Here is a 19,170-nt window from a genome sequence, read left to right on the forward strand (position 1 = left end):
GGACATGGAGTGCGTGGTGGGCGTCGTTCTCAACCTCGGAAGCGGAAAGCGGGAAACAGCCTCGATCGAAGGCCTGATCAGTTTGACGACGTCGGATATGGCGCGTGTCAATGAACTGATCCTCTCCAAGGCCGGCTCGGATGTCGAGATGATTCCGGAGATCGCCAACCACCTGATCTCGTCGGGCGGCAAGCGGCTGAGGCCGATGGTGACACTCGCGGCGGCCCAGATGTTCGGCTATTCGGGCGACGGCCATGTAAAACTGGCGACCAGCGTCGAGTTCATGCACACGGCGACGCTGCTTCACGACGACGTGGTCGATGAAAGCGACATGCGCCGGGGCAAGAAAACCGCTCGCACGATCTGGGGCAACCAGGCCAGCGTGCTGGTCGGCGATTTCCTGCTCGGCCAGGCTTTCCGAATGATGGTCGACGTCGGCTCGCTCGATGCCCTCGACATCCTTTCCACAGCGGCTTCCGTGATCGCGGAGGGCGAGGTCATGCAACTCGCCGCCGCGAAGAATCTCGAGACCACGGAGGACGAGCACTTCGCCGTGATCAAAGCCAAGACGGCCGCGCTGTTCTCGGCTGCTGCCGAGGTTGGGCCGGTGATCGCCAAGGCAGGCCGCGCCGACCGGGCGGCTCTTCGTTCCTACGGCATGAATCTCGGACTTGCTTTCCAACTCATCGACGACGCGCTCGATTATGGAGGCAGTTCCAAGGATCTCGGCAAGAATGTCGGTGATGATTTCCGCGAGGGCAAGGTGACATTGCCGGTCATCCTGAGCTATCGCCGCGGGAGCGCGGCCGAGCGCGGTTTCTGGAAGGCGGCGATCGAAGACAATGCCACGGACGACGCCGCGCTGGAAAAGGCGGTCGGGCTGATGAAGCGCCACGGAGCCATCGCCGACACCATAGGGCGCGCTCGCCATTTCGGGGAAATCGCTCGCGACGCGCTCGCGCCGCTTGACGCCTCCCCGCAGAAGGTGGCGCTGCTCGATGTCATCGATTTCTGCATCAGTCGCGTGAATTGACCACGGGATGCAGAGCGCCGCTCGATTGAGCTTGGAACGGGCGGCAGCCATGGCCAGCGCTTTGACCGGAACGTGAAAGCGGCGCGGATTGAAGCGCGACCCCAAAAAGGCCATGCTTTGGGAACATGCCGCCGCAAGCATCGTGCCGAAAAGTGGACGCCGGTTTTCGGCAGCCACGATGCGAAGCAAGAGGCTGCAGCATCGGACGATTCTAAAATCGGGCACGATGCTGTAGAGTATGGTTTCCCTTCAGGAGGCAGGAAGGAAGTTTGATGCCATCGACACGCAGCAAATGGCTTGCAGGAATTGCGGGCCTGGCGATCCTGGCAAGCCAGCCCGTCGGCGCGAAGGAATCCGCGGAGCCGGTGCAAATAGGTTCCCTCTCCGGCGCCTACCTGGCCGCGCGTGTCGCTGAGAGCGACAACGACCTCGACGGCGCCATTGCCTATTACCGCCGCGCGCTCGAGTTTGATGCGGATAACAAGCAGCTTCAGCAGAGCCTGATGCTGGCGCTCATCTCGCAAGGTAAGTTCGATGCGGCCCTCCCATTGGCGGACAAGCTCAAGACCGAGCCGGAGATCGAGCGTTTCTCACGGCTGGCGTTGGCGGTCGATTCCATCCGGAAGAAGGACTATTCGAAAGCCGAGACCTGGCTGAAGCTGGCGCTCGAATCCGACCTCGACCGCCTGATCACCGCTCTGATGACTGGCTGGGCCAAGCTGGGAGGCGGCAACGCCTCCGAGGCGCTCTCCTATGTGGAACAGCTCAAGGGACCGGAGTGGTACACACTGTTCACGACCTACCATCGAGCGCTGATCGCCGACAATGCCGGGCTCAAGGACAAGGCCGAGGCTGCCTATGCCGAGGCGCTCGACAATGTGTCGGCCGGAAGTGCCGCGCCCGAAACCTGGATGCGTGCGGCGGAAGCCTATGCGGGGTTCCTGGCGCGTCAGGGCGAAAGGGACAAGGCGCGCGGCGTGCTCGACAAGGCGGACGAGTTCGCGCAAGGGCGTCTGCCGATCGCAGCACTTCGCGACGCCATTGAACAAGGCAAGCCTGTGCCGAAACTGGTGGACGGTCCCACTGCCGGCTCCACGGAAGTATTGCTGAACCTTGGCTCGGCGCTGAATCGCGGTGGCGGGGAGGCTTTCGTCAAGCTCTACCTGCAATATGCGATGGCCCTCGAACCCAACAACGATCAGGTGCTTCTACAGCTCGCCGCGGTCGCAGAGCAGCAGCAGGAAGCCGAGCAGGCGATCGCCCTTTACCGGCGCATTCCCGACAGCTCGCCCATGAAGCGGGTGTCGGAACTCCAGCTCGGTCTCAACCTTGCCGATCTCGGCCGCCACGATGAAGCGATCGTGCATTTGAAGGCTCTGCTCGAGTCCGAGCCGGACGATATGCGCGCCTACCTGGCACTGGGGGGCGTCTACGCTTCGAAGGAGGACTTCAAATCCGCGGCTGAAATCTATGACAAGGCCGTGGCCCGGCTTGCCGAGCCGGAACGGGAGAACTGGAACGTCTTCTATCAGCGCGGTATCGCCTATGAGCGCCTGAAGCAGTGGCCGAAGGCGGAGCCCAATTTCCGCAAGGCCCTGGAGCTTTTCCCGGATCAGCCGCAGGTGATGAACTATCTCGGCTATTCCTGGGTCGACATGAACATCAACCTCGACGAAGGGCTTGAACTGATCCGCAAGGCCGTCGACCTGCGCCCGAGCGACGGCTACATCGTCGATTCGCTGGGGTGGGCCTATTATCGTCTTGGCCGTTTCGACGATGCGGTGCGCGAGCTCGAGCGCGCCGTGTCTCTGAAGCCGGACGATCCGGTGCTGAACGACCACTTGGGGGATGCCTATTGGCGCGTCGGACGTCGCCTGGAAGCGACGTTCCAGTGGAGCCATGCACGCGACATGAAGCCTGAGCCCAATGTTCTGGAAAGCGTCGAGAAGAAGCTCAAGGAGGGTTTGCCCGCGCTCCCGGATACGGCGACTGCCGAAAAGACGCCGCCCAGGCAGCCGGAGACCGAGCAGAAGCCGGCCGCACCGGAGCAGGACGGTCAGAAAAGCGAGGCCGCTCCAAGGGCACAGGCCGCTGTGGAGGCTGTTCCGGCCGCCTATACGGTCCAGCGCGGTCAGTCACTATGGTCGATCGCAGCCGAGAAGCTCGGCAACGGCAATCGCTACCTTGAAATCCTGAACCTCAATCCGGAATTGCGCGGCGATCCCGGCCGGATCGTGCCGGGCCAGTCGTTGAGAATGCCGCCTTCCAATTGAGCGAATAGCGAACGGCGAAAATAGGGCTTGCACGGCGACTGGCCCGAGTCCCCATCGCCTACCCGCTATCTCCCGTGTTTCGGCTGCACCGGGCAGGCCACCCACTGGCCCCGCTCCTTCTTGCGGCAGGTGAGCCTTAGCTTGCTCAGCCTGTTTTCCCATGGATTGTCCTTGGTGCAGATGCATGAAATGCCTGGCGGACGCAGCACGTCGCAACCTGGCGTGACGCAGAGGTAGCCGGTCACTTCGTCCCGTTCGTTGAAGCCGTCGCCCTGGCCGCTCGGGAAATTGCCGGCGACCGACAGCCCAGTCCCCAGGAGAAGCGTCAGAACGGCCGCGCCGCATCGGGCGGTGTAGCGCTTGAAGAGGATCGTCCGTGTTGCGTTGCGCATGGTCGGCTCCGATATCGTCGCTTCAGATTGTGAGAGAACGATATGGCTACGCAAGGGCTTCCCGGCGAAATGGGCTGACATCCTCCGTTGGTTCGGTGATCCCCGTTCGGCTTGACGCTCGGGGGTCGCCGCTTTACCACGTGCCCGCATATTCCGAACATCGCGCCGAGAACCAAACCGTGGCCGACAAGACCTTGCCCGACCATCTCGACCCCAAGCATTCCTTCCAGGGGCTCATCCTCACGCTCCATGACTATTGGGCGCGCTACGGCTGCGTGATCCTGCAGCCCTATGACATGGAGGTCGGTGCGGGAACATTCCATCCTGCCACGACTTTGCGGGCGCTCGGGCCGCGCAAGTGGAACGCGGCCTATGTGCAGCCCTCCAGACGGCCCAAGGACGGACGTTACGGCGAGAACCCCAACCGCCTGCAGCACTATTATCAATACCAGGTCATCCTGAAGCCCAATCCGTCGAACCTTCAGGAGCTCTATCTGGGCTCGCTGGCGGCGATCGGCATCGACCCGCTGCTGCACGACATACGTTTTGTCGAGGACGATTGGGAAAGCCCGACGCTTGGTGCCTGGGGGCTCGGCTGGGAATGCTGGTGCGACGGCATGGAAGTCTCGCAGTTCACCTATTTCCAGCAGGTCTGCGGCATCGAATGCGCGCCGGTCGCCGGCGAGCTGACTTACGGTCTTGAGCGGCTCGCCATGTATGTGCAAGGCGTCGACAATGTCTACGACCTGAATTTCAACGGCGGTTCGGGCGACGGCAAGGTGACCTATGGTGAAGTCTTCCTGCAGGCCGAGCAAGAGTATTCGCGCTACAATTTCGAGTTTGCCAATACCGGCATGCTTTTACGGCACTTCGACGATGCCGAAGCCGAATGCAAGGCGTTGCTTGAGGCCGGTGCAGCGGCGGGTTCAGGCAATCATAAGATGGTTTTCCCAGCCTATGACCAATGCATCAAGGCGAGCCACGTCTTCAACCTTCTCGATGCCCGCGGCGTGATCTCGGTGACGGAGCGGCAGAGTTATATCCTCCGTGTGCGCAATCTCGCCAAGGCATGCGGGGAGGCCTTCCTGCAAACTGAGGCCGGTGGGTTTGACATGCGGGCGGAGACACGCTGATGCCGGATTTGTTGCTCGAACTCCGTTCCGAGGAAATTCCGGCCCGCCCGCGCGCCCGCAGCGCCGGGGGCGCGAGGACGCGCAAACCTAAGAAGAGCATGCGGGCGGAGACACGCTGATGCCGGATTTGTTGCTCGAACTCCGTTCCGAGGAAATTCCGGCCCGCATGCAAAGGAAAGCGGCGGGCGATTTGCGCAAGATGGTCACGGACGGCCTGGTAGAAGCAGGCCTGACCTACGAGGCCGCGCGGGAATACTGGACTCCGCGCCGCCTGGTGCTTGACGTCCGCGGGCTGACGGCTCGCTCCAAGGACATACGCGAGGAGCGCAAGGGACCGAGCGTCAAGGCGCCGGAGCAGGCGATCCAGGGCTTCCTGCGTGCCGCAGGCCTGTCGTCCATCGAGGACGCGCACGTCCATTCCGATCCGAAGAAGGGTGATTTTTACGTCGCCCATATTTCGAAGCCGGGCAGGGCCGCCGAGGAGATCATCGCAGGGCTTCTTCCCGAGGTGATCCGCGCTTTCCCCTGGCCCAAGTCCATGCGCTGGGGGCCTGCCTCCGCGAAACCAGGTTCGCTGCGCTGGGTGCGGCCGCTCCAGTCGATCGTCTGCACCTTCGGCCCGGAAACCGCCGATCCCGTGGTGATTGATTTCGAAGTCGACGGCATCCGGTCCGGCAATGTCACCTACGGCCATCGTTTCCACGCGCCCGATCCGATCACCGTGCGTCGCTTCGACGACTATGCCGCCAAGCTGGAGGCCGCGAAAGTGGTGGTCGACGCCGAGCGCCGCAAGGAGATCATCCTGGCGGACGCCCGCAACATCGCCTTCGCCAGCGGGCTCGAACTCTTCGAAGACGAGGCGTTGCTTGATGAGGTCTCCGGTCTCGTCGAGTGGCCGGTCGTGCTGATGGGCGCCTTCGAGGAGGATTTTCTCGAAATTCCTTCCGAGGTGATCCGGCTGACAATCCGCGCCAACCAGAAATGCTTCGTGACGCGGCCGGCCGGAGGCGACGGCACGGCCCTTTCCAACCGCTTCATCCTTACCGCGAATATTGAAGCCAAGGACGGCGGCAAGGAAATCGCACATGGCAACGGCAAGGTGGTGCGGGCGCGCCTCTCGGATGCGCATTATTTCTGGCAGACGGACCAGGGCGATCTGCCGGATCTCGAGACGCTGAGGATGTCCGCGGAAAAATTCGGGCTCGATATCAACAAGCCGCTCGACCAGCGCATGGCGCGACTCGATCATCTGGGTGTCACCTTCCATGCAAAACTCGGAACCCAGGGCGATCGCGTCGAGCGCATCGTTCGACTGGCGGGTGAGATCGCTCCTCTCGTCGGGGCCGTTCCGGAAGTTGCGCGGCGTGCGGCTGTGCTCGCCAAGGCGGATCTGCAGACGGAGGTCGTCGGCGAGTTCCCTGAGTTGCAGGGCGCGATGGGCCGCAAATACGCCGCTCTCCAGGGCGAACTTCCTTCAGTGGCGGCTGCCATCGAAGAGCACTACAAGCCTCAGGGCCCGTCGGACCGCGTGCCGGCCGATCCCGTATCGATCACGGTGGCGCTCGCTGACAAGCTCGACACGCTGGTCGGTTTCTGGTCGATCGACGAGAAGCCGACGGGCTCGAAAGACCCCTATGCATTGCGCCGTGCCGCGCTGGGTGTCATCCGCATTCTCGTTGGCGGCGAGAGACGGCTTTCGCTTCTGTCCGTCGCAGCCAAGACCATTGCCGGCCTGAACGAGCCGGAGATCCGGAACAGCCTGGCCAGCTTCGAGGAACGCCAGGAGGCGCTGGAAACCGGCGATGTCGATGGCGAGGAAGACCTGGACAACGCACTTGGCGGCTATGAGAAGCGGATCCGGCAGGAGGCTGCCGATCGTGCCGAGCCCGTCATTCGCGACCTTCTGGCCTTCTTCCATGATCGGCTCAAGGTTTATCTGCGTGACCAGGGCGCCCGGCATGATCTGATCGACGCGGTCCTCGCCAGCAGCGGGGCAGGCGCGGCCAATGACGATCTGCTGATGATCGTTCGTCGGGTCGAGGCGCTCGGCTCCTTCCTCGATACTGACGACGGCAGAAATCTCTTGGCCGGCACCAAGCGAGCGGCCAACATCCTGGCCGCCGAGGAAAAGAAGGAGACGCGCATCGCGCCGGCCGTCGACCCCGCGCTGCTACGCGACGACGCCGAGGTCAGCCTCCACGAAGCGGTGAACCGTGCTGAGAAGGAAGCCGGGCAAGCGATTCAAAATGAAGATTTTTCTGCCGCCATGCGCGCCCTTAGCGCGTTGCGCGAACCGGTTGATACTTTTTTTGAGCGTGTTCTCGTGAATGACGAGGATCTGGAGGTGCGCGCCAATCGCCTTGCGTTGCTCGCCCGCATCCGCGCGGCGACCGATCAGGTGGCGGACTTCTCCAGGATCGCCGGCTGAATCACCTATCGATCCTGGCCGGTCATGCCGCCACGGATGACAAGAGGGGCCTTGCTCGCGGGAGCCGGGTCCTTGCCGATGGCCGACAGCTTTTCGTGAGAGACTGCCGGCACGGCTTCGTCCAATGCGATGACCGACCGGCTCGGGCGACTTGGTCCACCATTGGCCAACTCCACCATGGATGGGCCGACACGGGCTTCCATCGGTTCGAGTGCGACCAGGGACGAGGCCCCGGCGTTGCCTGTCGTAAAGAAGAGAAGAACAGCCGCAGAAAAACGCATGACGTGCCGCTCGGTCGCTATGCCAATTCGGCGAGCTTATCGCGTGACCGTTAAGCAAATTCAAAGCAATGCGGCCGTCTCTGCACTTGCCGTCCGGCGGCTGGCAAGATAGCACCACGACGACATGACCATATGTGAGATCCTCCCGGCCACGGATGCCCAGGACCCTGCGCTCGCCCTCTTGCGCGCCGGCCAGGTGATCGCCATTCCCACCGAAACGGTTTACGGCCTGGCGGGCGACGCGACCAACGGCGTTGCCGTAGCGCGCATCTTCGAGGCCAAGGGGAGACCGCGTTTCAACCCGCTGATCGCCCATGTCGCCGACATGTCGATGGCAGAGAGCATCGGAATTTTCGATCCTCTCTCGCGAAAGCTCGCCGAAGCGTTTTGGCCGGGGCCGCTGACACTTGTCGTGGCGCTCCGCCCCGATGCCGGCATCCATCCCTTGGCTACGGCAGGGCTCTCGACGATCGCCTTGCGCATGCCACGCGGCTTCGGCGCTGGTCTCATCGCGGCGCTGGGTCGGCCGCTTGCCGCACCGAGCGCCAATTCTTCCGGCAAGATCAGCGCGACCAGCGCCGAGGCGGTGCGGGCCGATCTCGGCGAGAAGATTCCGTTGGTCGTCGATGCCGGCTCGACACCGGTCGGACTGGAATCGACTATTCTGAAGGTGGAGGATGGCGGGCTTCGGCTGCTTCGACCCGGCGGCGTCCCTGCGGAGGAGATCGAGCGTGTCGCTGGCCGCCCTGTCGACCGCCACCGCAGGGGTAATGTCGAATCGCCGGGCATGCTGGCGTCCCATTATGCGCCGGGCGCCGCTGTTCGGTTGTGTGCGGGCGAGGTCGGTCCCGGAGAGGCGCTGCTTGCCTTCGGACCGATCCGCGCAAAGGATGCCGACAAGGCGCTTGCCATTCTCAACCTTTCCGATGGAGGTGATCTTCGGGAGGCGGCGACGAACCTTTTCTCCTATTTGAAGGCGCTGGATGCCAGCGGAGCGAAGGTGATTGCCGTGGAGCCCATACCGATGCAAGGGCTCGGGGAGGCGATCAATGACCGGCTGTCGCGCGCCGCTGCGCCGCGTGACATGCCGCTGGCGCGGTCATAGGCTTTCGGTATGGATGGTTTCGATTCCGTCACCCTCGACCGTTTCGTGGAAATCGTGGGGCCGAACCACGCATTGCGCGATCCGGTCGATGTGATGCCGTTCCTGACGGAGCCCCGCGGACTCTGGTCGGACGGTACGACGCCGGTGGTGCTTCGGCCGGGAACCGTGGACGAGGTCAGCCGCATATTGAAGCTGGCGACCGAAACGCGCACGGCGATTGTGCCGCAAAGCGGCAACACCGGACTTGTCGGGGGGCAGACGCCGGACCGCTCGGGCCGGCAGATCGTTTTGTCGCTGTCGCGCTTGAATCGTATTCGCGAGATCGACACTTTGTCCAACACCGTCACCGCCGAGGCAGGCGTGATCCTCGAAACGCTGCAGCAGACGGCGGATGGCGCCGATCGTCTTTTCCCGCTCTCGCTCGGATCCCAAGGTTCCTGCCAGGTCGGCGGGAATCTGTCCTCCAACGCAGGAGGCACCGGCGTGCTCGCCTATGGCAACATGCGCGAGCTCTGCCTGGGGGTAGAGGTTGTTCTGCCGACGGGCGAAGTGCTGGACGATCTCAGGAAGCTGAAGAAGGACAATACCGGCTACGACCTGAAGAACCTCTTCGTCGGGGCCGAAGGCACGCTCGGCGTCATCACGGCGGCGGTGCTGAAGCTCTTTCCCAAGCCGAAGGGCCAGGAAGTGGCCTGGGTGGGCGTCGAGTCTCCATCGGCGGCGCTGAACCTGTTCACCTTGGCCACCGACCGCGCCGGCACGGGCCTGACCGCCTTCGAACTGGTCGCCGACATCGCGATGGATTTCTCCGCGCGACACATTCCGGGCGTCGTTCGTCCGATCGAGGGATGGCCCTGGTACGTGCTGGTCGAGATCTCGTCGGGCCGTTCGGCCGAGGATGCTCGCGACCTGATCGAGCACATCCTGTCCGACGGCCTGGAGGCAGGTTGTGCCGGCGACGCGGTTATCGCCGCGAGCCTTGCCCAGGCGTCGGTCTTCTGGCGGCTGCGGGAATCCCTTTCGGAATCGCAGCGTCCCGAAGGAGCTTCCATCAAACACGATATCTCCGTGCCGGTCGCGTCGATTCCGGCTTTCATCGAGGAGGCTGGACGGGCGGTGGCCACTGTCTCGGCCGATGCGCGTGTGGTGTGTTTCGGCCATATGGGGGATGGCAATCTGCACTACAACGTTTCGCAGCCGGCGGGCGCCGACCCGGCGACTTTCCTCAAGCTCTACCGGCCGATGAATAAAGCGGTGCACGACATCGTGCGGGCCTATGGCGGCTCGATATCGGCCGAACACGGCATTGGCCGGCTGAAGCGCGAAGAATTGCTGGATACCGCACCACCCCTTGCCATCGACCTCATGCGCCGCGTCAAGGCGGCCTTCGATCCCGCCGGGATCATGAACCCCGGCAAAGTGATCTGAGCCGCCACGGCTACAGCATCGGCCCGAAAATTTTCTCAAAGCAGGATGCGTAGATTCAAAGAGAGCGTCCTTTGCGCGTCCGAACGGACGCGCGGCGCTCCAGCGAACGGGTAAGCTGTTGTTCACACAGCTTTCCAAGATATTGTGGTCGGTTTGATTTCGATAACCATTCCCTTGATCAGCAAAATTTAACCGAACTCCTTAAGCCCGGCGGTAAGAATGCCGCGCTACCTTCCTGCTCATAACGAGGCCGGGAAAACCGGCCCGTGAGGAACCGGAAATACCGGCTCTCAGAATTAACAGGAAGGCACATATGCAGACCGGACTGAAGCCAGTCTGGGCGGGCCGCAACATGCGGCTCGACCCATTCCGCTTGCCGCAAGTGGTGAGCTACGCGACGCGCGACGACTTCGGAGACGTCACTTTCACAGTCGACAAGCGCGGCGCCATCGTGAGACGGACGCTGCAACTGAGCGGCCTGCCGGCGACGGTCGTCCTGCCGTCGAAAGCGTTCCGGGGCGTGGCCGCCCGTGCCATTGAGGACGGCGACGGCAATGTCACCGTCACGCTGGAGCTCTTTCACAACGACCCGATGCTTTGCGTGCCCTTGCTGGTCGCCCATAATCTCGACGACGTTGCCGCCGACTGGCGCGCCTGGGCGGAAGCCTTCGGGTTGCCGATGCTGCTGATCGAGGCGGACGGCGTGGCCCGGACCCTGGAGGAATCGCTCGGGGGCGTGAAGACCGCGCCGGTGCGGGAGCGCCGCAAAGGGCGCGTCCCCTTCAACCGGCGCCCTCGTTTCCTGGCGCGCCGCAAATCCGGTGATCTCGGGCTGCGGCTGGTCGTCGCGGGCGAGGAGATCATCGCCCGACGCTGAGGCGGAAGCGATCCCGCTTCAAAGGAGCGGCTTGACCGCCATCCACACCCCGCCGCCGATCAGGCCGAGGAAGATCAGCCAGCCCACCACGCTGTTGGATTTGAACAACCTGAGGCACTGGTCGGGGTCGTCGATATCGAGCACGGCGATCTGGCGCGCCATATGCGCACCGGCGGCCACGAGGCCGGCGAGCGCCGGCATCGGCGCCTCGGCGGCGGCATAAGCGAGTGCGAACAGCACCAGCGCGCCGCCGTAAAGGCCGACGAGCCAATACTTGGTGTTGTCGCCGAACAGCCTGGCCGTGGAGCGGACGCCGACGATGGCGTCGTCCTCCTTGTCCTGGTGGGCGTAGATGGTGTCGTAGCCGATCACCCAGAGGATCGAGCCGCAATAAAGTAGGAGGGCAGGCGGATCGAGGTCGGCGAAGGCCGCCGCCCACCCCATCAGCGCCCCCCATGAAAAGGCAAGTCCAAGCACGAATTGCGGCCAGTTGGTGATCCGCTTCATGAACGGATAGGCTGCGACGACGACCAGCGAAGAGATGCCGAGCAGGATGGCGAAATCGTTGAACTGCAGGAGGACGGCAAGGCCTGCCAAAGCCTGGATCACCAGGAATGCCCATGCCTGGTGGCGCGTGACCTGGCCTGAGGGGAGCGGGCGCGAACGGGTGCGCTCGACCTTCATGTCGATGCCCTGATCGACCAGGTCGTTATAGGTGCAGCCGGCGCCACGCATGGCGATCGCACCGATCAGGAACAGAACGATGTGGCTGGGCGGCGGGAGCAGCGTGGTAAGAGGTTCTCCCGGCGCGGCAAAGCTCACGGCGGCCAGTGCGGCCGACCACCAGCAGGGCCAAAGCAGCAGCCACCAGCCGATCGGCCGGTCCCAGCGGGCAAGTTGGGCATAGGGCCAAAGCCAGCGGGGCAGGGCGCGGTAGACCCAATGGCCGCTCGGCGCATCGGCGACACGGCCCTGGGTGGTTCTCGACTGGATGGTTTCCATAGTCCTGGAGTGGCAGCGCCGAGCGCAGCCGTCAAGAAGACGGATCGTCCCGCTCGGCAGATAATCGTGATCGTTTGACGAGTTTAGGCAGGCTTGACCTCGTGGCCGGCGGGCAATAGCGGAGGGCTTTGGATCCCACGAGCGCCGAGGCTCCTTGCATGAACGTTCTCCTCATCGGGTCGGGTGGCCGCGAGCACGCGCTGGCCTGGAAGATCGCGGCGTCGCCGATTCTCACAAAGCTTTATGCCGCGCCCGGCAATCCTGGCATAGCGCGGGAGGCGGAATGCGTCGCACTTCCGATCGACGATCATGCGGCGGTCGCGGTTTTTTGCGAGGAGAAGGCGATCGATCTCGTCGTGGTCGGTCCGGAGGCGCCCCTCGTCGCCGGACTGGCGGATCGCCTGGAAGCCAATGGGATCTCTGTCTTTGGCTGCAGCTCGAAGGCCGCGCAACTCGAAGGTTCCAAGGGTTTCACCAAGGATCTCTGCGCACGATACGGAATCCCGACCGCCGCCTATCGCCGTTTCGATGAGGCTGAAGCGGCAAAGGCCTATATCCGGGCCGAGGGCGCGCCGATCGTAGTGAAGGCCGACGGGCTCGCCGCGGGCAAGGGCGTGACCGTGGCGACGACGCTCGATGAGGCTCTCGAGGCGGTCGACGCCTGTTTCGACGGAGCTTTCGGCGGCGCCGGCGCGGAGGTCGTCGTCGAGGAATTCCTGGCCGGCGAAGAGGCAAGTTTCTTCTGCCTGTGCGACGGGAAGACGGCGCTGCCTTTCGGCACGGCGCAGGACCACAAGCGCGTCGGCGACGGCGATACCGGACCCAATACCGGTGGCATGGGCGCTTATTCGCCGGCTCCGGTGATGACGGAAGCCCTGATCGAGCGCACGATGAAGGAGATTGTCGAGCCGACCTTGCGCGGCATGGCCGAAATGGGCGCGCCCTTCTCCGGCGCGCTTTTCGCCGGGCTGATGATCACTGCCGACGGGCCCAAGCTTATCGAATACAACGTCCGGTTCGGCGATCCCGAATGCCAGGTTCTCATGATGCGGCTGAAGGATGACATTCTCGTCTTGATGAAGGCTGCCACTGAGGGGCAGCTCGGTCACATGTCGGTCCGTTGGCGCGACGAAGCCGCATTGACGGTGGTTGTTGCCGCGGAGGGTTATCCTGGTACGCCCAAGAAAGGCTCTGCGATCCGCGGTCTGGAAAGTGCGGCATCGAACGGCGTCGAAATATTCCACGCCGGCACGGCCGTCGCTGCGGGCAATATAGTCGCCAATGGCGGGCGCGTGCTCAATGTGACGGCTCTTGGCCGAAACGTGACCGACGCCAAGGCCCGGGCGTACGCGGCCGTGGACAAGATCGACTGGCCGGAGGGTTTTTGCCGCCGTGACATCGGCTGGCAGGCAGTCGCGCGCGAGGCAGGTACCAGTTAGCGCCTGGCTGTCTCGTCCAATTCGGCCTTGCCCGGAACAGTGGCGGTGGTAATGGGGTCGATCCCGACCGGAGCAGGCGGCCCGTCGCCGAACCAGGCGAACACGTCGTTTTTCAGCCCGGCGACATAGGCGGCCAGCGCCTGGAACAGTGAGTGCTGCACATGAGGCACGACCATCGCTGCCTCGTAAAGGGATGCCTGCCCTTCACTGTCGGGATGGAGGACGGCTTCGATGGCCTCCGCGGCCGGCGCCTTCTCGACTGGAGCGTAGGCGAGCGTGACGTCCCCTGCCAATCCAGCCTCCCTGCCGATCGGGATCGGCACGCTGGCGATCAAGTCGACCGGCACGTCGAGCAATCCTCCGAATGGCCAGGCGTTTCGGAGCTGCTCGGCATTCACCGAGGCGACATTGACGTCGATGTCGGTATCGGTGCCCGGCACCCGATAGGGACAGCTCCGGTCATTGCAATTGGCTTGGGAGGCGAATTGCCAGAGCGTGTAGCTCTGCCAATTGCCTTTCGGGAAATGCTCGCCGATCTCCGGCTTGTAACGGGCATACCAGAGCGGCAGGCGCGAAAGCAGCGGGTAGAGCTTCCGATTGTCGGCGATGTACTTCGCCGTCGTGCCATTGGTGTAGAGGATCGGGAATCGGCCAATGCGCCGCTTGACATGCCGGACGAATTCCTCGGCATCCGACAGCGACATCCATTTTTCCGGGTCGTTGTCCTCGATGTCTATGGCGAGAAGATCGTCCGGTTCGGGCTGCGCGAAATCGATGAAGTTGTTGGCCTGATCGATCGGATTGCCGGGTCTCGCCAGATGGTAGGCGCCCCATTTCAGGCCGAGCGACTTGGCCACCGTGCGACGTGTATGGAAAAGCTCGCGGGCCACGGCATGACGCTTGAAGAGCGCTTTGCAAAGACGGACCTCCGTTTCGTTGCCCGTGCAGGAGTAGGGCGCCGGCAGACCGTCCGATGCCTTGCCGATGAAGCCGACGATCCGCTTGTCAGTGGCAAGTGCCTTCCAGTCGATAGCGTTGTACTCATAAGCGTCGATCACGAGCGCGCGATCGTCCCGTTTCCAGGGCGCGGAAAACTCCGACTGGTCTGCGATTGCAGAGAAGGGAACCGAAAGGATTGCTGCGGCGACGACGCCGGCTCTCCAGCTCGCTGTCGAGAAAGACATCACCTGCCCGACACTCCCCTCCATTGCCGGCGTTCGCGATTCGACGCCGATGGAAACCGCGAATCAAATTCGGCGCGTCCCGATCGTAAGTCGTTCCGAGACTGGCGGGGAGACTCCGTGACGGGCCGTGCAAGCCCACGATGATGGTGGAACGTGGTTAAGAATTCCTTTGCGGATCAGGATGGCGCCGATCTCAAGGTTCTCAATCGTCAGGCGGCTGCCGCGCTCCAGTGGGGATGTTTGACGTTTACGTCAAAAGGCACTAGCGGTCGAACCGGGAATACGGTTTAGTCCGCATGCGCGGACCTCCGCGCTGCCGTAAGGGAGTCAGCCATGTATCGCGCACCGGTCGACGAGATCGCCTTCACTCTGAAACACGTCGCCGGCCTGCGAACCGCGCTGGAATCGGGCGCCCTCGGCGATCTCAGTGACGACCTCGTCGACGCTATCCTGGGCGAGGCGGGGCGGTTTGCCACGGAGGAGGTCGCGCCGCTTTATAAGATCGGGGACGAGCAGGGTGCGGTGCTGAAGGACGCCGTAGTGACCATGCCGCCGGGCTGGAAGGACCTCTATCGCCGCTGGATCGACGGCGGCTGGAACGCGCTTTCGGGTCCCGAGGAATTCGGCGGTCAGGGCTTGCCGACGATGCTCGGCGTCGCGGCGCTCGAAATGTGGAATTCGGCCTCGATGGCCTTCGGCATCGGCCCGACCTTGACGATGGGCGCGGTCGAGGCGATCGAGAAGCACGCCTCCGACGAGATCAAGGCGAAGTATCTAGGGAAACTCGTCTCGGGCGAGTGGATGGGAACGATGAACCTGACCGAGCCGCAGGCCGGTTCGGATCTCGCCGCGCTGCGCGCCCGCGCAGAACCTGTCGGCGACGGTACCTATCGCATATTCGGTCAGAAGATATTCATCACCTATGGCGAGCACGATTTCACGGGCAACATCGTCCACCTCGTCCTGGCGCGTCTGCCCGATGCGCCGGCGGGCACGCGCGGCATTTCGCTGTTCCTCGTGCCGAAATTCTTCGTCGGCGACGACGGCGTCCTCGGCGAGCGGAACGACGTGTTCTGTGCGTCTATCGAGCACAAGCTCGGCATCCACGCTTCCCCGACCTGCACCATGATCTATGGCGATGGCTTCGCGAAGGGCGGGGAGCCGGGGGCCATCGGCTGGCTGATCGGCGAGGAGAACAAGGGGCTCGCCTGCATGTTCACCATGATGAATAATGCCCGCCTTGCCGTCGGCATGCAGGGCGTCGCGGTCGCTGAGACGGCGACGCAGAAGGCGATCGCCTACGCGAATGAGCGGCGCCAGGGAAAGGCGCCGTCCTGGACCGGCGAGGGGATGGCGCCGATCGTTCACCACGCGGATGTGAAGCGCAATCTTTTGACCATGCAGGTGCTGACCCGCATCGCGCGGACGATTTCCTACGCCTGCGCCCACGCGATCGATATGGGCCGCGTCGGCGACGACGAGCAGCGGCGCCACTGGCAGGATCGTGCCGGCCTCCTGACCCCCATCGCGAAGGCCTTCTCCACGGATGTCGGGGTCGAGGTCGCCTCGCTCGGTGTCCAGGTGCATGGCGGCATGGGCTTTATCGAGGAAACCGGCGCGGCCAGCCTCCTGCGCGACGCCCGGATCGCGCCAATCTACGAAGGCACGAACGGCATCCAGGCTATCGATCTCGTGATACGCAAGCTGCCGCTCTCCGGCGGCGAGCACGTCCATGCCTACATCGCCGAGCTTAGGACTGTCGTCGAGAATCTCCGCCGGTCCAATGCGGAGGGCTTCGGCCAGTCGGCCGACCGTATCGAGCGCTCGCTGGACGACCTGGCCGAAACGACCCGTTTTCTTCAAGCGGCGGTCGAAGAAGGGCGCAGCGAAACGGCGCTTGCAGGGGCGACGCCCTATCTGAGGCTGTTTGCCCTTGCAGCGGGCGGGACCTATCTCGTCCAGTCGGCTCTCGCCGACCGCTCGCCGGACCGCATCGCCCTTTGCCGCTTCTTCGCTGAGAATCTCGCCGGGGAGACATCGGCACTCAAGGATCGCGCGGTTTCCGGAGCCGACAGCTTGGCTGCCGCCGGCGCAGCGTTGGTCGCATGAGGCCGGGAGGGGCAGACGTGATAGATCATGTCCTCGTCGACCGGCATGCGGCCGTGCAGATCATCCGCATGAACCGTCCGGACAAGAAGAACGCGATAACCCGCGCCATGTATGGCGCGATGGCCGCGGCGCTGACCGAAGCGGACTCCGACCCGTCCATCCGGGCAAGCGTTTTCCTGGGGGTGCCCGGCGCCTTTTCCTCCGGCAACGATCTCGCCGATTTCCTGGCGGTGGCCCAGGGCGGCGAAGGCGGCACGGAGGTGTTCGACTTTCTGATGGCGCTGGCACGGTCGCAAAAGCCGATCCTGTCGGGCGTCGATGGCATCGCCGTAGGCATCGGCACCACGCTCAACCTCCATTGCGACCTGACCTTCGCCACGCCCCGGACCGTCTTCAGGACACCTTTCGTCGAGCTGGGTCTCGTGCCCGAAGCCGGATCGAGCCTGCTTGCGCCGGCCATCCTCGGACGACAACAGGCATTCGCGCTGCTCGCGTTCGGGGAGGGCTTTTCGGCCGAAAAGGCGAAAGAGACAGGGCTGATCTATGCTGTGGTGGATGAAAGCGAACTCGAGCAGACCGTGCTCAAGGCAGCCGAGGAGATCGCCGCAAAGCCGCCGGAAGCCCTGCGGATCGCGCGCGATCTCATGCGCGGCGACCGTTCGGAGCTGATCGCCCGCATCAAGGAAGAGGGTACTCATTTCGCAGCCCGACTGAAATCGGACGAGGCGCGGGCTGCCTTCATGGCCTTCATGGCGAGGAAAAGCGCCGGCTGATCGCGTTTTGCGCACCATATCGATGACGGCGAGGCCTTCCGTTCCTATATGAAGGGGCATGATCCCGGAACGAAAGGCTTGGGAATGAGCGGTCGAATGGTGCGTATGCTACCGGCTGTGCTGGTTGCGGCACTGCCGGTTGCCGCGGTCGGTCCTACCATTGCCGCCACCCTCGATGGCAGGGACCGCAACACGATCATCCAACAGCACCGCTGGAACGATCTGGAAGAGCTGAACAGGATCGAAAGTCGGGAGCGCTTCCAGAACCAGCAGCGTCAATATCGGGAGCAGGATCGCCAGATGATCCAGCGCCAGATTCAGCGCCCGAAACTAGAGCAAATCCGCCCCAACGGCTGCCCCGAACAGGTATTCGGCTCCAAATCGTTCAGGACGTGCAGATAATCGCCCAGAAGCGTCGGCTCTGCCGAAGCGGTGGCCTCAAGCGGCGGAACGCCTTTGATGAAGGCGGCCGTGCTCAGCAGACAAGCGATCGCTGCGCTGGCGTGGGCGCGCAGTTCAGTGTGCGACGGGCCCCGGAGAACCGGGACTAAGGATAAAGCCTTTGCGTTCCCCACTTGCCGCCTTCATCCCGGGTGAAGAGCAGTCGGTCGTGCAGGCGGAAGGGGCGGTCGTGCCAGAACTCGATCGTCTTCGGAACGATGCGGAAACCCGACCAATAAGGTGGCCGGGGAATTTGGCCGACGGCATAGCGCGCCGTATATTCCGCGACCGCCTTTTCCAGCGCGAAGCGGCTTTCCAGCGGCCGCGACTGTTTCGACGCCCAGGCGCCGATGCGGCTGCCGCGCGGGCGGCTGGCGAAATAGGCGTCGGCCTCGGCGTCGCTGACGATTTCAACAGGTCCGCGCACGCGCACTTGACGACGCAGGGATTTCCAGTGGAAACACATGGCAGCCTTCATGTTGCCGAGGATCTCTCGACCCTTCGCGCTCTCGAAATTCGTGTAGAACACAAATCCGGCCTCGTCGAAGCCCTTGAGAAGCACCATTCGCACATCGGGAAAGCCGTCCGAATCGACCGTCGCTAGAGCGACGCCGTTCGGATCGTTGATTTCGCTCTTGGTTGCGTCCTCCAGCCATGTCGCGAAGAGACGGAACGGTTCCTCGGCGGTGGTAAAGTCATTACCGCTTGTTAACCCGGTGTCGCTCATAGTTTCCGCTCGCAATGGTGTGACTGGAACGGGAGATGGCCGATTGTCGCGAGAAGCGCAAGGACAGGCTCTGACAGGTTATTGGTTCAAAGCCGCGCGGAACGCTGTCTTGGCCGGTCTTGCCGTCGTGCCGCTGGCCGGCTGTGCCGGCGGTTTTGATCTCGACAAGGCCGGTGTCGACGATACGCTGACCACCGGCTCCGTGGCCGGCAACGGGCGTCCGCAGCCCGATGCGATGCGGGTTTCCGACGAGGCGACCATCCGCAATGCCGTATCGTCGGCCGATCTTGCGGCCGTCAGCGACAACGGTCTTCCCTGGGCGAATGTCGATACGGGTTCTCGCGGCGCCATCACGAACCTCGTCGAGTACGACAACAAGGGCTTGCTATGCCGCAAGTTCAGTGTCTCTCGAGAAAGCTTCAACGGCGTCAGGCTTTATGCCGGCGATGCCTGCCGCGCCGGCGACGGTTCGTGGCGGATGCTTGCTTTCGTCGAGTCCTGACGACTGTGGTTCACGGGCACGGGGAACCACGCTAAGATCAAGG

General features: G+C 63.5%; 17 protein-coding genes. 12 read left to right on the forward strand and 5 right to left on the reverse strand.

The genetic code is table 11. From position 1 onward, the window contains the following. Positions 1 to 16: 16 nt before the first annotated feature. Positions 17 to 1,033, forward strand: coding sequence for a polyprenyl synthetase family protein (locus ACCO56_RS03845; protein ID WP_433637762.1), 1,017 nt, complete (start codon positions 17 to 19; stop codon positions 1,031 to 1,033). A 272-nt stretch (positions 1,034 to 1,305) separates the two neighbouring features. Further along, positions 1,306 to 3,306 carry a tetratricopeptide repeat protein gene (locus tag ACCO56_RS03850; RefSeq protein ID WP_433637764.1) on the forward strand — a complete coding sequence of 667 codons (2,001 nt, stop codon included), beginning with the start codon at positions 1,306 to 1,308 and terminating at the stop codon, positions 3,304 to 3,306. Positions 3,307 to 3,371: 65 nt separating this feature from the next. On the opposite strand, the gene ACCO56_RS03855 is transcribed toward ACCO56_RS03850, so the two are convergent. Next, a complete protein-coding gene (locus ACCO56_RS03855; RefSeq protein WP_433637766.1) occupies positions 3,372 to 3,698 on the reverse strand; it encodes a hypothetical protein in 327 nt (108 codons plus the stop codon). Positions 3,699 to 3,877: 179 nt separating this feature from the next. On the opposite strand from ACCO56_RS03855, the gene ACCO56_RS03860 reads away from it, so the two are divergent. Then, complete coding sequence (locus ACCO56_RS03860; protein WP_433637769.1) at positions 3,878 to 4,831, forward strand: glycine--tRNA ligase subunit alpha; 954 nt, start codon at positions 3,878 to 3,880, stop codon at positions 4,829 to 4,831. A 118-nt stretch (positions 4,832 to 4,949) separates the two neighbouring features. After that, entirely contained in the window at positions 4,950 to 7,259 is a 2,310-nt protein-coding gene (gene glyS / locus ACCO56_RS03865) for a glycine--tRNA ligase subunit beta (protein ID WP_433637771.1), read from the forward strand. 5 nt (positions 7,260 to 7,264) lie between these two features. Here the strand turns inward: glyS and ACCO56_RS03870 are convergent, their stop codons facing one another. Continuing rightward, complete coding sequence (locus ACCO56_RS03870) at positions 7,265 to 7,540, reverse strand: hypothetical protein (RefSeq protein WP_433637773.1); 276 nt, start codon at positions 7,538 to 7,540, stop codon at positions 7,265 to 7,267. A 124-nt stretch (positions 7,541 to 7,664) separates the two neighbouring features. Between ACCO56_RS03870 and ACCO56_RS03875 the strand changes: the two genes are divergently transcribed. From ACCO56_RS03875 to ACCO56_RS03885, 3 genes are all read left to right on the forward strand, one after another. Continuing rightward, positions 7,665 to 8,645: an L-threonylcarbamoyladenylate synthase gene (locus tag ACCO56_RS03875; protein ID WP_433637774.1), complete on the forward strand. Its 981-nt coding sequence runs from the start codon at positions 7,665 to 7,667 to the stop codon at positions 8,643 to 8,645. 9 nt (positions 8,646 to 8,654) lie between these two features. Further along, on the forward strand, positions 8,655 to 10,073 hold the full coding sequence (locus ACCO56_RS03880; protein WP_433637776.1) for an FAD-binding oxidoreductase: 1,419 nt from the start codon (positions 8,655 to 8,657) through the stop codon (positions 10,071 to 10,073). Positions 10,074 to 10,386: 313 nt separating this feature from the next. Further along, complete coding sequence (locus ACCO56_RS03885) at positions 10,387 to 10,950, forward strand: DUF6101 family protein (protein WP_433637778.1); 564 nt, start codon at positions 10,387 to 10,389, stop codon at positions 10,948 to 10,950. A gap of 18 nt (positions 10,951 to 10,968) precedes the next feature. Here the strand turns inward: ACCO56_RS03885 and ubiA are convergent, their stop codons facing one another. Continuing rightward, on the reverse strand, positions 10,969 to 11,952 hold the full coding sequence (gene ubiA, locus ACCO56_RS03890; RefSeq protein WP_433637781.1) for a 4-hydroxybenzoate octaprenyltransferase: 984 nt from the start codon (positions 11,950 to 11,952) through the stop codon (positions 10,969 to 10,971). Between the two features lie 158 nt (positions 11,953 to 12,110). Here ubiA and purD point away from each other — a divergent pair, with 158 nt between their 5' ends. Beyond that, a complete protein-coding gene (gene purD, locus ACCO56_RS03895) occupies positions 12,111 to 13,391 on the forward strand; it encodes a phosphoribosylamine--glycine ligase (RefSeq protein WP_433637784.1) in 1,281 nt (426 codons plus the stop codon). Here purD and ACCO56_RS03900 read toward each other — a convergent pair. Then, positions 13,388 to 14,575: a glycoside hydrolase family 25 protein gene (locus ACCO56_RS03900; protein WP_433637785.1), complete on the reverse strand. Its 1,188-nt coding sequence runs from the start codon at positions 14,573 to 14,575 to the stop codon at positions 13,388 to 13,390. The two genes, purD and ACCO56_RS03900, sit on opposite strands and share 4 nt — an antisense overlap. 333 nt (positions 14,576 to 14,908) lie before the next feature. On the opposite strand from ACCO56_RS03900, the gene ACCO56_RS03905 reads away from it, so the two are divergent. From ACCO56_RS03905 to ACCO56_RS03915, 3 genes are all read left to right on the forward strand, one after another. Next, a complete protein-coding gene (locus ACCO56_RS03905; protein ID WP_433637787.1) occupies positions 14,909 to 16,684 on the forward strand; it encodes an acyl-CoA dehydrogenase in 1,776 nt (591 codons plus the stop codon). Between the two features lie 17 nt (positions 16,685 to 16,701). After that, entirely contained in the window at positions 16,702 to 17,457 is a 756-nt protein-coding gene (locus tag ACCO56_RS03910; RefSeq protein WP_433637788.1) for a crotonase/enoyl-CoA hydratase family protein, read from the forward strand. 84 nt (positions 17,458 to 17,541) lie between these two features. Further along, positions 17,542 to 17,859, forward strand: coding sequence for a hypothetical protein (locus ACCO56_RS03915; RefSeq protein WP_433637790.1), 318 nt, complete (start codon positions 17,542 to 17,544; stop codon positions 17,857 to 17,859). 145 nt (positions 17,860 to 18,004) lie between these two features. Here the strand turns inward: ACCO56_RS03915 and pdxH are convergent, their stop codons facing one another. Beyond that, positions 18,005 to 18,625, reverse strand: coding sequence for a pyridoxamine 5'-phosphate oxidase (pdxH, locus tag ACCO56_RS03920; RefSeq protein WP_433637791.1), 621 nt, complete (start codon positions 18,623 to 18,625; stop codon positions 18,005 to 18,007). A 109-nt stretch (positions 18,626 to 18,734) separates the two neighbouring features. On the opposite strand from pdxH, the gene ACCO56_RS03925 reads away from it, so the two are divergent. After that, positions 18,735 to 19,127 (forward strand): RT0821/Lpp0805 family surface protein, encoded by a 393-nt coding sequence (locus ACCO56_RS03925; protein ID WP_433637792.1) that lies wholly within the window; start codon positions 18,735 to 18,737, stop codon positions 19,125 to 19,127. The last annotated feature ends 43 nt before the right edge of the window (positions 19,128 to 19,170 follow it).

It is taken from the genome of Mesorhizobium sp. 1B3 (assembly GCF_050958605.1).
Lineage (GTDB): Bacteria > Pseudomonadota > Alphaproteobacteria > Rhizobiales > Rhizobiaceae.